General features: G+C 71.5%; 16 protein-coding genes. 15 read left to right on the top strand and 1 reads right to left on the bottom strand.

Annotated features, from left to right (window positions below):
* The first annotated feature begins 12 nt into the window (after nucleotides 1–12).
* The 4 genes from R0232_RS09130 to R0232_RS09115 all read left to right on the top strand — a co-directional run bounded on the left by R0232_RS09130 (nucleotide 13) and on the right by R0232_RS09115 (nucleotide 2,130).
* Nucleotides 13–774, top strand: a complete 762-nt coding sequence (locus tag R0232_RS09130) for a hypothetical protein (protein WP_057596396.1) — start codon at nucleotides 13–15, stop codon at nucleotides 772–774.
* Between the two features lie 70 nt (nucleotides 775–844).
* Nucleotides 845–1,192 (top strand): NIPSNAP family protein, encoded by a 348-nt coding sequence (locus tag R0232_RS09125; protein WP_431511906.1) that lies wholly within the window; start codon nucleotides 845–847, stop codon nucleotides 1,190–1,192.
* A gap of 130 nt (nucleotides 1,193–1,322) precedes the next feature.
* Nucleotides 1,323–1,694: a nuclear transport factor 2 family protein gene (locus tag R0232_RS09120; protein WP_261217756.1), complete on the top strand. Its 372-nt coding sequence runs from the start codon at nucleotides 1,323–1,325 to the stop codon at nucleotides 1,692–1,694.
* 4 nt (nucleotides 1,695–1,698) lie between these two features.
* Nucleotides 1,699–2,130, top strand: a complete 432-nt coding sequence (locus tag R0232_RS09115) for a GNAT family N-acetyltransferase (protein WP_431511905.1) — start codon at nucleotides 1,699–1,701, stop codon at nucleotides 2,128–2,130.
* Nucleotides 2,131–2,136: 6 nt separating this feature from the next.
* Here R0232_RS09115 and R0232_RS09110 read toward each other — a convergent pair whose 3' ends face one another.
* Complete coding sequence (locus R0232_RS09110; RefSeq protein ID WP_431511904.1) at nucleotides 2,137–3,165, bottom strand: LacI family DNA-binding transcriptional regulator; 1,029 nt, start codon at nucleotides 3,163–3,165, stop codon at nucleotides 2,137–2,139.
* Between the two features lie 69 nt (nucleotides 3,166–3,234).
* Here R0232_RS09110 and R0232_RS09105 point away from each other — a divergent pair, with 69 nt between their 5' ends.
* The 11 genes from R0232_RS09105 to R0232_RS09055 all read left to right on the top strand — a co-directional run bounded on the left by R0232_RS09105 (nucleotide 3,235) and on the right by R0232_RS09055 (nucleotide 14,635).
* Complete coding sequence (locus R0232_RS09105; RefSeq protein ID WP_431511903.1) at nucleotides 3,235–4,056, top strand: SDR family NAD(P)-dependent oxidoreductase; 822 nt, start codon at nucleotides 3,235–3,237, stop codon at nucleotides 4,054–4,056.
* A gap of 38 nt (nucleotides 4,057–4,094) precedes the next feature.
* Nucleotides 4,095–5,072, top strand: a complete 978-nt coding sequence (locus tag R0232_RS09100; protein ID WP_431511902.1) for a tripartite tricarboxylate transporter substrate binding protein — start codon at nucleotides 4,095–4,097, stop codon at nucleotides 5,070–5,072.
* A gap of 4 nt (nucleotides 5,073–5,076) precedes the next feature.
* Complete coding sequence (locus R0232_RS09095; protein ID WP_431511901.1) at nucleotides 5,077–6,633, top strand: class I adenylate-forming enzyme family protein; 1,557 nt, start codon at nucleotides 5,077–5,079, stop codon at nucleotides 6,631–6,633.
* Nucleotides 6,630–7,364 (top strand): SDR family oxidoreductase, encoded by a 735-nt coding sequence (locus R0232_RS09090; RefSeq protein ID WP_431511900.1) that lies wholly within the window; start codon nucleotides 6,630–6,632, stop codon nucleotides 7,362–7,364. The genes R0232_RS09095 and R0232_RS09090 overlap by 4 nt, the downstream gene beginning before the upstream one ends.
* A 10-nt stretch (nucleotides 7,365–7,374) precedes the next feature.
* Nucleotides 7,375–8,160 (top strand): citryl-CoA lyase, encoded by a 786-nt coding sequence (locus tag R0232_RS09085; RefSeq protein ID WP_431511899.1) that lies wholly within the window; start codon nucleotides 7,375–7,377, stop codon nucleotides 8,158–8,160.
* 102 nt (nucleotides 8,161–8,262) lie between these two features.
* Nucleotides 8,263–9,372, top strand: coding sequence for a serine hydrolase domain-containing protein (locus R0232_RS09080; protein WP_431511898.1), 1,110 nt, complete (start codon nucleotides 8,263–8,265; stop codon nucleotides 9,370–9,372).
* Between the two features lie 65 nt (nucleotides 9,373–9,437).
* Nucleotides 9,438–10,355 carry a LysR family transcriptional regulator gene (locus tag R0232_RS09075; protein ID WP_431511897.1) on the top strand — a complete coding sequence of 306 codons (918 nt, stop codon included), beginning with the start codon at nucleotides 9,438–9,440 and terminating at the stop codon, nucleotides 10,353–10,355.
* Between the two features lie 144 nt (nucleotides 10,356–10,499).
* Nucleotides 10,500–11,183: a hypothetical protein gene (locus R0232_RS09070; protein WP_431511896.1), complete on the top strand. Its 684-nt coding sequence runs from the start codon at nucleotides 10,500–10,502 to the stop codon at nucleotides 11,181–11,183.
* A gap of 41 nt (nucleotides 11,184–11,224) precedes the next feature.
* A complete protein-coding gene (locus R0232_RS09065) occupies nucleotides 11,225–12,541 on the top strand; it encodes an MFS transporter (RefSeq protein WP_093348525.1) in 1,317 nt (438 codons plus the stop codon).
* A 4-nt stretch (nucleotides 12,542–12,545) separates the two neighbouring features.
* Nucleotides 12,546–13,268: a DUF2848 domain-containing protein gene (locus R0232_RS09060; protein WP_431511895.1), complete on the top strand. Its 723-nt coding sequence runs from the start codon at nucleotides 12,546–12,548 to the stop codon at nucleotides 13,266–13,268.
* Nucleotides 13,269–13,285: 17 nt separating this feature from the next.
* Nucleotides 13,286–14,635 (top strand): amidase, encoded by a 1,350-nt coding sequence (locus R0232_RS09055; protein WP_431511894.1) that lies wholly within the window; start codon nucleotides 13,286–13,288, stop codon nucleotides 14,633–14,635.
* Nucleotides 14,636–14,840: the final 205 nt, after the last annotated feature.

Raw genomic sequence — 14,840 nt, 5'->3', positions numbered from 1 at the left:
GAGGAGTGATCCATGGGCCTGGCCATCTGCGTCGGCATGCTTGCCGAGCTGCTCGAAGACGACCCCGAGGGCGCCGAGGCGTTCGAGGAAGACCTGGCGGAAGTCAACCGCGTGCTGGCGGCCGCCGGCCTGCCGCCGCACACCGAGCCGCGCGAGGCGATCGAGTTCGACTCGCGCGCCTCGATCGAGAGCTTCCCCTACTCCTTCATCCACTACCTGCGCCGCGCCTACGCGCACCGCGTGCTCGCGCCCGACTGGGTGGCCACGCCGCTGGCCGACGACGTCGATCCCACGGCCGATCCGAAGATCCAGACCCTGCTCGACAGCGAGGACAGCCACCTGCTGTGCCACTCGGATGCCGAGGGCTTCTACGTGCCGGTGGACTTCAAGGAAGTGCTGTTCGACGAGCGCGACGAGGACGATGAAGCCGAGGAAGAGGACGAGGAGGAGGACGACGAGGACGTCGACCTCTCGCGCGGCCCCGAGGAAGACGACATCGAGGACGAGGAAGAGGACGAGGAGGACGACGAAGCCCTGGGCCTGCCCGGCGGCATGCTCGGCTCCTCGTACCGCCTGCTCGAGGAACTGGTCTACGTGGCGCCCGCGCTCGGCATCCACCTGAACAACGGCAAGCTCGGCGACGAGGAGGCCGAGCGCATCGACGCGCTGATCGAGGACGACAACGGCCTCTACCGCGAGTACGCGGCCTGGCTGCTGCTGTACGAAGCGGCGCGGCTGAGCATCGCGCACCGCACGGCGATCGTGTTCTGCTGAAGCACGCCGCGCTGGCTCGCCGGCGCGGCACGCGGTACAACGGTGGCCGGCATCCAGGAAGGACCTCTTCATGACCCGGCGACTGCTCGAAATCCGCACCTACCGCCTCAAGCCCGGCACCCTCGAGGCCTTCCACGAGGCCATGCACGCGCGCGCCGTGCCCATGCTGCGCGCCAGGGGCATGGACGTGGTGAGCTACGGCCGCAGCGACCACGAGGAAGAGAGCTACCACCTCGTGCGCGCCTATGCGAGCCGCGAGGCGCTCGAGGCCGAGCAGTCGGCCTTCTACGGCTCGACCGAATGGCGCGAGGGGCCGCGCGCCGCGCTGGTGGACCGCATCGAGACCTACCTCAACACGCTGCTCTGGGCCTCGGAGGAGGCGGTGGACAGCATGCGCGCGCTCAACGCGCCGGACTGAGTCCGGCCCGGCGCGCTTGTCATTCCCGGTCTTTCCCGATGGGCGCCGCGCGGCCGGCGGCCTACACTGACTCCAGCCGTTCCCATTCCCCCCAACCCCGTTGCTGCGATCCGCAGAAAGGCCGCTACCCATGACCACGATGGACACGATGGAAATCGCCAACACGCTCGTCGAGCTGTGCCGCCAGGGCGCCTACGAGGAGGCGCTGGCGCTCTATGCGAGCGACGCGGTGAGCGTCGAGGCCGGCGGCCCGCCCGACATGGCGCGCGAGGTGCGCGGCATCGAGGCGATCCGCGGCAAGGGCGAATGGTGGACCTCGAACCACGAGGTGCACGGCATGATCGTCGCGGGCCCGTGGCCGCACGACGACCGCTTCATCGTCGGCTTCAAGATCGACGCCACCTTCAAGACCAGCGGCGAGCGCTTCACCATGGAGGAGATGGCGCTCTACACGGTGGAAGACGGCAAGATCGTGCGCGAGGAATTCTTCTACGCCGCCTGAGCCCATGGCCCTCGAGTGGCGCCACGCGATCGACGCGGTCGATTGGGACGAGCTGTCGCGGCTCTACGAGATCGCGCCGCTGGGCCACAAGCCGCCCGAGAGCCTCAAGCAGGTGTACGCCGCCAGCCTCTTCAAGTGCCTGGTCTATGAGGACGGCCGGCTGGTCGGCGCGGGCCGCGCGCTGGCCGACGGCCTCGACTGCTCCTACATCTGCGACGTGGCGGTGCACCCCGAGCGCCAGGGCACCGGCCTGGGCCGCGAGATCGTCGCCAAACTGGTCGAGCTCTCGCGCGGCCACAAGAAGATCATCCTGTACGCGGTGGCCGGCAAGGAGCCGTTCTATCGCAAGCTCGGTTTCCGGCGCATGAAGACCGCGATGGCGATCTTCCGCGACGAGCCGCTCGCCATCGCGCGCGGCCTGGTCGAAGAGGACTGAGGCCGTTCAGCGCGCGGGCGCCGCGCACGAGGCGCCGATGGTGAGCGCCAGCGGCACGTGCACGCTGCGCCGCGCCTCGGGCGCGCGCCCCTCCACCCGCTCGAGCATCAGTTCGGCCGCGGCATGCGCGGCGCCCTCGATGTCGAAGCGCAAGGTGGTCAGCGGCGGGTCCATCAGCGCGAAGGCGTCGTCGGTGCCGATGCCCACCACCGACAGCTGCGCCGGAATGCGCAGGCCGCGTTCGCGCGCGCTGCGCAGCGCGCCCGACAGCAGCCGCGTGCCGAGCGCGATCAGCGCGGTGGGCGGCGCCGCGAGCGCGAGCATCGCGTCCATCTGCGCGGCCGAGGACTCGATGGCCGAGCTCAGCATGCACACCAGCGCCTCGTCGTAGCCGATGTCCGCACGCCGCAGGCCGTCGCGGTAGCCGAGCAGCTTCTCGCGCCCGGGCCGGATCGCGGGATTGGGACCGAACAGCGCGATGCGCCGGTGGCCCAGCGACACCAGGTAGTCGACCGCCGTGGCCACGCCCTGGCGGTGGTCCTGGCAGACCGCGTCGGCCTCGAAGCCGGTCTCGCGGTCGAGCACCACCAGCGGCAGCTTGCAGCGCGCGAAGGCGTCCTGCGCCGCGGGCAGGTCCTCCCGGCTCGGCGAGACGAACACGCCCTCGAGCCGGCGGTTCTCGAACAGGTGCAGCAACTGCGCCTCGCGCTGCGGCTGGTCGAAGGTGCTGCCGACCAGCACCGAGAAGCCCTCGGACTGCAGCCGCGCCTCGACCGCCGCGAAGAAGGCCGAGAGGAAGGGATTCGCCATGTTCGAGACCATGAAGCCGATCGCCTTGCTGCGCCCGGTCTTCAGGTGGCGCGCGCTGAAGTTCGGCACGTAGCCGATGCCCTGCGCGGCCTTCTCGACGCGCTTGCGCACCTCGGCGCTGACGTAGCCGCTGTGGTTGAGCACGCGCGACACGGTGGCCACCGAGGTCTCGGCGGCGCGCGCCACGTCGCGCAGAGAGACCGCCTGGCTGGGCGTTCGGCTCATAGTTTTCCCTTATGCAAACGTTCCATGGATTGCGGCCTCCTGGGCGCTCACTTTAACCTTGGAATCGATATGGAAACGTTCTCAGAAACAAGGCGAGATTTCGCCGGCCGCACGGTGCTGGTGGTGGGTGGCGGCCAGGCCGCCGGCGGCGACCCTCAACTCGTGGGCAACGGCCGCGCGATCTGCCTGCGGCTCGCGCAGCGCGGCGCGCGCGTGGTGTGCGCCGACCGCGACCTCGAGGCCGCGCGGCACACGGTGGCCGCGCTCGAAGCGCAGGCACCCGGTGCGCAGCATGTGGCCCTGGCCGCCGACATCGGCGACCCGGCCCAGGTGCGCGCGCTCTTCGCCACGCTGGCCGAAGGCGACGTCGTGCTCGACGCGCTGGTGCTCAACGCCGGCATCAGCGACCGCCGGCCGCTGGCCGAGGTCACGCCCGAGAGCTGGGACGCGATCCTCGGCGTGAACCTGCGCGGCCACCTGCTGTGCGCGCAGGCGGCGCTGCCCGCCATGCAGCACGGCGGCGCGATCGTGTTCGTCTCCTCGCTCGCCGCGCTGATGCCCGCGGGCCGCAACCCGGCCTACGAGAGCTCGAAGGCCGCGCTGTCGGCGCTGTGCCGCGCCGTCGCGCTCGAGGGCCATGCACGCGACATCCGCGCCAACATCGTGCGCGCGGGCCTGATCGACACGCCCATGGGCCGCGCCGCCAGCGCCGCGCGCCCGGGCCGCGCGAGCGGGCCGCTGCCCTTCGGCCGCCAGGGCAGCGCCTGGGACATCGCCAACGCCGCCTGCTTCCTGCTCTCGGACGAGGCCGCCTACATCAATGCCGCCGAGCTGCCGGTGGACGGCGGCCTGCGCCACGGCATCGCGCGCGCACCCGGCGCTGCGGCCTGAGCCTTCTCTTTCTTTTTCCCCGCTTCCGGAGACAAGCCTTGAAACGACGATCCCTCCTGGGCGCCGGCGCCCTCGCGCTGGCCGCCCTCGCCACCGGTGCCATGGCGCAGACACCCGCCTGGCCCGCCAAGCCGCTGCGCCTGGTCGTGCCCTTCCCGCCCGGCGGCGCGGCCGACCTGTTCGCGCGCCTCGTGGGCACCGAGCTCGCGCAGGCGCTGGGCCAGCCGGTGATCGTGGACAACCGTCCCGGCGCCGGCGGCAACATCGGCGCGCGCGAGGTCGCCAACGCGCCGGCCGACGGCTACACGCTCATGCTCGGCACGGTCGGCACGCATGCCATCAATCCCACGCTCTACGGCAACCTGCCCTACGACACGCGCAAGGCCTTCGTGCCGGTGGCGATGGTGGGCTCGGTGCCCAACGTGCTGGTGGTGAACACGGCGCTGCCGGCCAAGACGGTGGCCGAGCTCACGGCGCTCGCGAAGCGCTCGCCGGGCAAGCTCACGATGGGCTCCTCGGGCAACGGCAGCAGCATCCACCTGTCGGGCGAGCTCTACAAGCACCTCGCGCACGTGAGCATCCTGCACGTGCCCTACCGCGGCGGCGCGGCCGCGCTGACCGACCTGATCGGCGGCCAGATCGACCTGATGTTCGACAACCTGCCGACCTCGCTGCCGCACATCGCCAAGGGCTCGCTGCGCGCGCTGGCCGTGACCGGCGCGCAGCGCTCGCCGCTGCTGCCCGAGGTGCCGACCATGGCCGAGGCCGGCCTCGCGGGCTACGAGTCCACCGCCTGGTCGGGCCTGTTCGTGCCCACCGGCGTGCCCGCGCCAGTGGTGGCGCGGCTGCACGACGAGGTCGACAAGGCGCTGCGCAGCGAGCGCGTGAAGGCGCGCTACCGCGACCTCGGCGCCGACATCCTGCCGATGCCGCAGCCGGCCTTCGACCAGTTCGTGCGCAAGGAGTACGACAAGTGGGCCGAGATCGTGCGCGTCTCGGGCGCGAAGGCGGAGTGAGCGGATGCGGCCGATCGATTTCCTGCTGCGCGCCGCGCGTCGCCACCCCGACAAGATCGCGCTCTCGGGCCCCGAGGGCGCGCTGAGTTACGCCGAACTGCTGGCCCACACCGAGGCGCTGGCCGCCGCGTTCCAGGCGCTGGTGCCCGATCCGCGCGGGCGCATCGCGATCTGCGCGGGCAACCACCTCGCGCACGTGGTGTCGCTGTTCGCGACCCTGCTCGCGGGCCGCATCTGGGTGCCGCTCAATCCGCGCGCCGGCGCCGACGAGCTGTGCCGCATCGTCGACTTCACCGAGGCCGCGCTGGTGATCGCCGAGCACGAGCAGGCGCCCAAGCTCGAGGCCACCGGCGCGCCGCGCGTGGTCTACCGGCCGGGCGCGCTCGGCACGGCGCCCACCGGCTGCGAACTCTCGACGCTGCTGGCCGCGCACGCGGGCCACCGGCCCGCGCCGGTGCGCCATGACCTGGCCGAGATCCAGGCGATCAAGTTCACCGGCGGCACCACCGGCGCGCCCAAGGGCGTGATGCAGAGCTACCGCGCGTGGAACACGACCATCGTCTCGATCATGCAGGCGATGAAGCTCGACGCCGACGAGCGCTACCTCGCGGTGGCCTCGATCACGCACGGCACCTCGACCTTCCTGCTGCCGGTGCTCGGCAGCGGCGGCACGGTGCTGCTGCCGCGCTCGACCAGGCCGCGCGAGGTGCTCGACCAGCTCGAGCACGACCGCGTGACCGCGGTGTTCATGCCGCCCACGCTGATCTACAGCCTGCTCGAGGACCCGACGGCGCGCGGGCGCGACTGGCGCGCGCTGCGCCACTTCGTCTATGCGGCGGCGCCGATGCGCAGCGCGAAGATCGTGGAGGCGCAGCAGGTGTTCGGCCATGTCGAGACCGGCTACGGCCAGACCGAGGCGCCGGCCATCATCTCCTACATGCCGGTGGAGGACGCGCTCGATCCGCGCAACCTCGAGTCGGTGGGCCGCGCCGCGCTGATGACCGAGGTCGCGATCATGGACCCGTCCGGCGCGCTGCTGCCGCCGGGCCAGGGCGGCGAGGTGGTGGTGCGCGGCGACCTCGTGATGTCGGGCTACTGGAAGCAGCCCGAGAAGACCGCCGAGGCCTTCCACGACGGCTGGCTGCGCACCGGCGACGGCGGCTACCTCGACGAGCGCGGCTTCCTGTTCCTCAAGGACCGCATCCGCGACCTGATCATCACCGGCGGCTTCAACGTCTACCCGACCGACGTGGAGAACGTGCTGGGCCGCCATCCGGCCGTCTACGACTGCGTGGTGATCGGCATCGACGACGACAAGTGGGGCGAGGCCGTGCATGCCGCGGTGCAGCTGCGCGAGGGCGCGGCCTGCGAGGCCGCCGAGCTCGTCGCCTGGGTGCGCGAGCGGCTCGATCCCGTCAAGACGCCGAAGGCGGTGCACTTCTTCGACGCGCTGCCGCGCACCGCGAACGGCAAGGCCTCGAAGAAGGACGCACGCATCGAAGTGCTGCGGCGCATGGGCGCCAGCAGCGAGACCTCCCCACCGCATCACGCCACGCCATGAACCCGACTCCGCCATCCGACCGCCACGCCCTCGTCACCGGGGGCTCCTCGGGCATCGGCCTCGCGATCTGCCGCCGCCTCATCGAGAGCGGCTGGCAGGTCACCAGCCTCGACATCCAGCCGCCGCCCGACGCGCGCAGCGGCGCGCACCTGCGCGTGGACATGGGCGACCGCGAGGCGCTCGCCGCCGCGCTCGCCGAAGCCTGCGGCCGCCACCGCTTCACCGGCCTGGTGAACAACGTGGCCGCGATCCGCCCGGCGCCGCTCGAGAGCACCTCGCTCGACGACTTCGACCTGCAGATCGGCGTGACCGCGCGCGCCGCGCTGCAGTGCGTGCAGGCCGTGCTGCCCGCGATGCGCGCGGGCGGCGGCGGGCGCATCGTCAACATCACGAGCCGCGCCGCGCTCGGCAAGGAGCTGCGCAGCGGCTACTCGGCCGCCAAGGGCGCGCTCAACGCGCTCACGCGCACCTGGGCACTCGAGCTCGCGGCGCAGGGCATCACGGTCAACGCGGTGGCGCCGGGCCCTATCGCCACCGAGGCCTTCAAGGCCGCGAACCCGGCCGACAGCCCGCGCACGCGGCGCATCGCCGAGGGCATCCCGGTGCAGCGCTTCGGCGAGCCCGCCGAGGTGGCGCACGCGGTCGATGCCTTCATGCACCCGATGGCCTCGTTCATGACGGGCCAGGTGCTCTACGTCTGCGGCGGCATCACCGTGGGCCTGGCGGGCTGAGGGGCCGGCGATGACGATCACCACCGAGATCGGCTACACCACCCCCGACGCGATCCACGTGCGCGGCCTGAACCTCGCCACCGAGATCATCGGCAAGCTCGACTTCGTCGAGATGCTGTGGCTGCTCGCGATGGCGCGGCTGCCCGAGCCGCGCGAGAAGGCCATGGTCAACATGCTGCTGGTGACCGCGGCCGACCACGGCCTCACGCCGAGCGCGATCGCCGCGCGCATGACCTGGCTGGGCGCGCCCGAGTCGCTGCAGGGCGCGGTGGCCGCGGGCCTGCTGGGCGCGGGCTCGAACTTCCTCGGCACGGTGCAGAACGTCAGCGAGATGCTGCTCGCGGCCGCCGCGGGCCTCACCGACGACGCGAGCGATGCCGAGCTGCGCGAACGCGCGGCCACGCTGGTGCGCGAGCGCCGGCAGTCCAGGCGCAGCATCCCGGGCATCGGGCATCCGATCCACGTCGACGGCGATCCGCGCGTGCCGACGCTCCTGGCCGTGTCGAAGGCCAACGGCTACTTCGGGCGCCACTGGCGGCTGGCGCTCGCGCTGGTCGAGGTGCTGCGCGAGGACCATGGTCGCCACCTGCCGCTCAACGCGGCCGGCGCCAACGGCGCGGTGCTCGCCGACATGGGCCTCGACCCGCTGCTGGGCCGCGGCCTGGCGCTGGTCGGGCGCGCCGCCGGGCTGGTCGCGCATGTCTGCGAGGAATCGCGCGCGCCCACGGGGCAGCAGCTCTGGGACCTGGTGCTGCGGCAGGACGCGCGCAACGTGCTGCCCACCGACAAGCGCTGACAAGCGCCGAGCCACGGGCCGTCGTTACGCGCGTTACGGCGGTGACGCGGCGGGCGCCGCCGCGCGTTGCCGCGGCGCCCTCGCGCTTCGAAGATGCGCGCCATGCGACATCTTCCTGCCTCCCTCCTCGCGCTGTCGGCGCTGCTGCTGCCGCTGGCCGGCCATGCGAAATCGGCCGGCTTCGACAGCCCTCCCTCATCGCTCGCCGCGCAAGTCCTCGGCGAGCGCCCCGGCACCGTCGTCGCGGGCACCTGGCGCGACGGCACGGCGCGCTACGCGATCCAGCGCAATGCGCCTAAGCACGTCGGCAAGGCGAAGGCGAAGGCGATGGCGCCCGGCGAGGCGCAGCCGGTGTTCGAGATCGGCTCGATCAGCAAGGTCTTCACCGGCCTGCTGCTCGCGCAGGCCGTGGAGCGCGGCGACTTCTCGCTCGACGACACGCTGGGCCGGCTGCTCGCCGACAAGGCCACGCTGCCGCCGCCCGTGGCCGCGATCACGCTGCGCCAGCTCATCACCCACACGGCCTGCCTGCCGAACCTGCCCGCGCTGCCGGCGCGCCCGCCCGGGCCCGACTCCAATCCCTTCGCCAGGCCCACCCGCGCCCACCTGATGGTGGCGCTCTCCACGCTCGAGCTCACGCAGTCGCCGCCCTGCGCGCCGCGCTACGGCAGCCTGGGCATCGCGCTGGTCGGGCAGCTGCTGTCGGAGCGCTATGGCCAGCCCTGGGACCAGCTGGTGCGCGAGCGCATCGCCGTGCCGCTGGGCATGAAGGACACGGTGCAGCACCTCGACGCGGCACGCGCGAAACGGCTGCCCCAGGGCTACGCCGGCCACGCGGCGCGCGCGCCCTGGGAATTCGGCGCGCTGGCCGCGGCCGGCGCATTGCGCAGCACCGCGCCCGACCTGCTCCTGTTCGCACGCGCATTGATGGCCGGCCGCGCAGGACCGCTGGGCGCCGCGGCCGAGCGGCTGCGCGAGCCGCTGTCGGCGCAGGGCGAGTACGACGTCGGCTACGCGCTGCGCATGCGCGATCCGGCCGCGGGCGGCGCGCAGCGGCGCATCTATTTCCACACCGGCCAGACCGGCGGCTACCGCGCGCTGCTCGCGTTCTCGCCGGCCACCAGCGAGGCGCTGGTGCTGCTCGCGAGCAACGACGCGGCCGCGGTGGTGCCGGTGCTGGACGCGCTCACGCTGCCCCTTGCCGCCAGATAGCCATGCGGGCCGTCCCGGGTTGGCCGCCGCGCGATTGCCGGCACAATCCCCGCGGACACACCTGCATGAACACACGATTCGTCGAAGCCTTTCTCTGGGCCGCGCGACTGGGCAGCTTCCGGGCCGCGAGCGACCGGCTGCACATCACGCAGGCGGCCGTGTCGAACCGCGTCGCCTCGCTGGAAGAAGACATCGGCGCGCGCCTGTTCGAACGCGACGCGCGCGAGCTGCGGCTCACGCCCGTTGGCGTGCGCCTGATGGACTACGGCGAGCGGCTGCTCGAGCTGCGCCGCGAGATCGTCTCGCTGGGCCGCCCGCGCGAGGACCTGCTGGGCCTGGTGCGCATCGGCGCGATCGAGACCGTGGTCCACACCTGGCTGCTGGGCTTCCTCACCAACCTGCGCTCCACCTACCCGGGCATCGAGGTGCAGCTCACCTCCGAGACCACGCTCGCGCTGCACCGCGGCCTGCGCGAGGGCGCGCTCGACATCGCGCTGCAGACCGACCACATCGCGGGCGCGGGCATCGTGAGCACGCCCTGCCTGCCGATGCCCATGGGCTGGGTCGGACAGATGAGCGCCGAGGGCACGCAGACGGTGGAGCAGCTGCTGCGCCAGCCGGTGCTGACCATGAGCCCGGGCTCGCAGCCGCACGAGGCGCTCAAGAACCTCTACCGCGCGGTGGGCATCCCGCTGGGCAAGGTGCATTGCGTGAGCTCGATCTCGGCGCTGGCGCGGCTGGTGAAGGCCGGCTTCGGCAATGCACTGGTGCCGCTGCCGCCGGTCTACGAGTACGTGGCGGCCGGCGACGTGCGCATCATCGAATGCGATGCGCTGATCTCGCCGCAACGGCTGGTGGTGAGCCATCTCGAGGCCGCCGACTCCGACGCCATCCGTCTCGTGGCCGAGCTGGCCTGCCGGGCCTCCGACCAGTTCACGGCCGCGGCGGTCGCACCAATCTGGAGCGGAGTCATAGAGGGTTAACCCTCGGAGCAGCGCTTTTGCGCCCCATCGAGGGGCCAGTAATTCTTGTGGCTGTCGCCCAGAAAAACTCGTTTGTGACAGCCTGACCCCGCGACGGAAGATCGCGCCTTCTTTTTTCGAAGGCCCGCTCCCGCTTCCGCCGCCATGACCTCCACCGCTTCCGTCACTGAACCCATCGCCGCCGAGAACGGCCTGCTCTTCGTCGCCTGCGACGTCGATCCCGCGGCCGACGAGGCCGACTTCAACCGCTGGTACGACCGCGAGCACGTCGAGGAACGCGTGCGCATCCCGGGCTTCCTTTCCGGCGCGCGCTATGTCTCGCTCGAAGGCGGCCGCCGCTACCTCGGCCTGTACCGCACCGCCTCGCTCGAGGTGTTCCGCTCGGCCGGCTACCGCGCCGCCTTCGAGCGCCAGACGCCGTGGTCGATCGCCAACCTCGACCGCATGCGCGACCCGATCCGCCGCGTCTGCGCGGTGCGCGCCGTCACCGGCTTCGGCAGCGGCAGCCACATCGCGGTGCTGCCGCTCGAGGTGGCCACCGATGCCGCGGCGCTCGCCGAACGCGCCGCCGAGACCGGCCGCCGCCTGGCCGAACAGCCGGGCTTCGTCCAGTCCTTCCTGCTGCAGCCCGATGTCGCCCTGAGCACGCCGCTGCCGCGCGAAAGCAGCGAAGGCCGCGTGCTGCAGCCGATGCTGGTGGTCGAGACCAGCGGCGCCGACGCGGCCCGCGCCGCGCGCGCCACGGCCGCCGCCGCGCTCGATGCCGATCCCGCGAGCGGCTGGCTGCTCGCGCTCGGCTGGAAGCTGCACGCCGGCGAGCTGGCCTGACCGACCGCCTCCTTCACCTTCTTCCTCATTCCAGGATCCTCATGACCGAACACGCTCTCCCGGCCGCGTCCGCCGCGCACGGCGCCAAGCCCGCCAAGATGGGCCGCCTCGCGATGGCCAGCTCCATCGGCACCACGCTCGAGTGGTACGACTTCACCGTCTACAACATCATGGCGGCGCTGGTCTTCAACGCGATCTTCTTCCCCTCCTTCGATCCGCTGACCGGCACCATCCTCGCCTTCTCGACCTACGCGGTCGGCTACATCTCGCGCCCGCTCGGCGGCGTCGTCTTCGGCCACCTCGGCGACCGGCTCGGCCGGCGCTTCGTGCTGGTCGCCACGCTGGTGATCATGGGCGTGTCGACCGGCCTCATGGGCCTGCTGCCGACCTACGCGAGCTGGGGCATCTGGGCACCGGTGGCGCTGGTCGCGCTGCGCTTCGTGCAGGGCGTGGCGCTCGGCGGCGAATGGGCCGGCGCGGTGCTGCTGTCGATGGAACACGGCAAGCCGAACGAGCGCGGCCGCAACGCCTCGTTCACGCAGGTCGGTCCCTCGGCCGGCACGCTGATCGGCACCGGCTTCATCGCCGCCGTCTCGGCCTGGCTCAGCCCCGAGGACTTCCAGTCCTGGGGCTGGCGCATCCCCTTCGTCTCAAGCGTGGCGCTGGTGCTGTTCGGCCTGTGGCTGCGCCGCGGCGTCGAGGAAACGCCGGTGTTCCGCGAGATGGAGCAGAAGCAGGAGACCGCCAAGACCCCGATCAAGGAAGTGCTGGGCCAGCACTGGCGCCGCCTGCTGGTGGCCGGCGGCTCGCGCATCGGCTCCGACGTGCTCTATGCGCTGGTGGTGGTGTTCACCCTCACCTACGTGACCACCGTGCTGCACCTGTCGCGGCCGCTGGCGCTGACCGCGACCATGATCGGCGCGGCCTGCAACGCGATCTCGGTGCCCTGGTTCGGCAGCCTGTCGGACCGCATCGGCCGCCGTCCGGTCTACATCATCGGCGCGCTCTGCGGCATCGTCTGGGCCTTCGTGTTCTTCGTGCTGATGGACAGCGCCAAGCCGCTCGCGATCTGCGCCGCCGTGGTGGTCGGCCTCGTGATCCACGCCATGATGTACGGCCCGCAGGCCGCCTTCGTCACCGAGCAGTTCCCGAACCGCGTGCGCTATGCCGGCTCCTCGCTGGCCTACACGCTGGCCGGCATCCTCGGCGGCGGCTTCGCGCCGCTGATCATCGCCAGCTTGTTCAAGTCCTACGGCAGCACGCTCGCGGTCTCGCTCTACGTGACCGGCGCGCTATGCCTCACGCTGGTCGCGCTGCTGGTGGCGCGCGAGACCGCGCACGAACCGCTGGAGGCCTGAAGCGATGACCCGCAACACCCTGCACATCACGTGCGAAAGCATCGCCGAGGACGGCACCCGCAGCAGCGCGCTGCACGCCGTCGCGCCCAGCGCGCTGGTGGTGGCCGGCTGGACCGGCCGCGACAGCGCCGCCATCGAGCACCACATCGAGGAGTTGGCCGCGCTCGGCGTGCCGCGCCCCTCGAGCGTGCCGCTGTACTACCGCATGGCCTCGCTGCTGCTCACGCAGTCCGCCGAGATCGAGGCGCTCGGCGACCAGAGTTCGGGCGAGGCCGAACCGCTGCTGTTCTTCTCGCAGGGCGAGTGGTGGCTCGGCGTGGCCTCGGACCACACCGACCGCCAGGTCGAGAGCTATTCGGTCGCCGTCTCCAAGCAGATGTGCGCCAAGCCGCTGGCCGCCTCGGCCTGGCGCTGGCGCGACGTGGAGGCGCACCAGGACGCCATCGAGCTGCGCTCGCGCATCCTCGAGGACGGCCGCTGGGTCGACTACCAGCGCGGCACCCTGGCCGCGATCCGGCCGCTGGCTTCGCTGCGCGACGGCATGCCGGGTCTTGGCAAGGATCCCGAGGGACTTTTCATGACCTGCGGCACACTGGCGGCGCTGCCCAACGCGCGCGGCGAGGCCATCCGACCCGCCGCGCAGATGGAAATCGAGTTGCATGACGCGCGCCTGCAGCGGCGCATCGTCCACCGCTATGCGGTGCGCGTCCTGCCCGTGATCGCCTGAACGCCCTCTTCTCCTTCATGACAACACAGAACGACTCCACCATCGGCGCGCTGCGCGCGCGCATCGCCCGCGGCGAACTCACGCACGAGGCGCTGATCGAGCAGGTGCTCGACGGCGCCACACAACCCGCGGCCGCGAACGTCTTCACCCGTCTCTACGCCGACGCCGCCCTGGCCGCCGCGCGCCATGCCGATGCCGCGCGCAAGGCCGGCGTGCAGACCGCGCCGCTCGCCGGCCTGCCGGTCTCGATCAAGGACCTCTACGACGTGGCCGGCGAGACCACCCTGGCCGGCTCCATCGCCTGCCAGGGCGAACCTCCGGCCACGCGCGACGCGGCCGTGGTGACGCGGCTGCGCACGCAGGGCGCGGCCATCGTGGGCCGCACCAACATGACCGAGTTCGCGTTCTCGGGCGTGGGCATCAACCCGCACTACGGCACGCCGCGCAATCCGGCCGATGCCGAGGTCGCGCGCATTCCCGGCGGCTCCTCGTCGGGTGCCGCGGTGTCGGTGGCGCTGGGCCTCGCGGTCGCGGGCCTGGGTTCGGACACCGGCGGCTCGATCCGCATCCCGGCCGCGCTGTGCGGCATCGTCGGCTTCAAGAGCACGCAGTCGCGCGTGCCGCGCACCGGCGCCTTCGAACTCGCGCGTTCGCTCGACACGGTGTGCGCGATGGCGCGCAGCGTCGAGGATTGCCTGATCGCCGACGCCGCGATCGCCGATGCGCCGCTCGTGGTGCGGCGCCGGCCGGCGCAAGGGTTGCGGCTCGCGGTGCCGCAGACGCTGATGTTCGATGCGATCGAGCCTGGGGTGGCGCGGGCTTTCGAGCGGGCGGTGCAGGCGCTGTCCAAAGCCGGAGCGCAGATCGTGGAGATTCCGTTGAGCGAGCTGGCGGAGATCGGGACGGTCAATGCGCCGGGGGGGTTGTCGCCTATCGAGGCTTCGGCTGTGCATCGGGAACGGTTTGCTTCGAAGCGCGAGGCTTTCGATTCTCGGGTTGCGGCGCGGATTGCCCTGGGGACCGAGGTGCGGGCTGCCGATTACATCGCGCTGCTGGATCGGCGGCGGGAGTGGATCTCTCGAGTCGAGGGGCGGCTCGAGGGGTTCGATGCGTTGCTTTGTCCTACGGTGCCTATCGTGGCGCCTGCCATCGAGTCGCTGGCTGAGGATTCGGCGTTCTTTCAGGCGAACGGGTTGTTGTTGCGGAATACGTTTGCGGTCAATTTGATGGATGGGTGTTCGTTCAGCTTGCCTTGTCATTCGGCTGGGGAACTGCCTGTTGGGTTGATGTTGTCTTCGGTGAATGGGGATGACTCGCGGTTGGCTGGGGTGGCTTTGGCTGTCGAGGACGTGCTGCGGTTGAATTGAGGTTGGGTTTTTTTTTAGGCCGTTGGCCGGGTCTCGCCCCGGCGGGCGACTTACTTTTCTTGTCTCGCCAAGAAAAGTAAGCAAAAGAAGGCGACCCCACTGTCTGTGTCCCTCCGCTTCGCTACGGGCAACCTGCGGTGCTCGGAGAAAGCGGGGGTCCGCAGAACTCGCTCCGCTACGCTGCGCTCAGACAGCTGCGGCCCTT

This window comes from Variovorax sp. DAIF25 (assembly GCF_050711835.1).
GTDB lineage: Bacteria > Pseudomonadota > Gammaproteobacteria > Burkholderiales > Burkholderiaceae_C > Variovorax.
The sequence above is the reverse complement of the archived record's forward strand: the minus strand, read 5'-3'. Positions and strand labels throughout refer to the sequence as shown.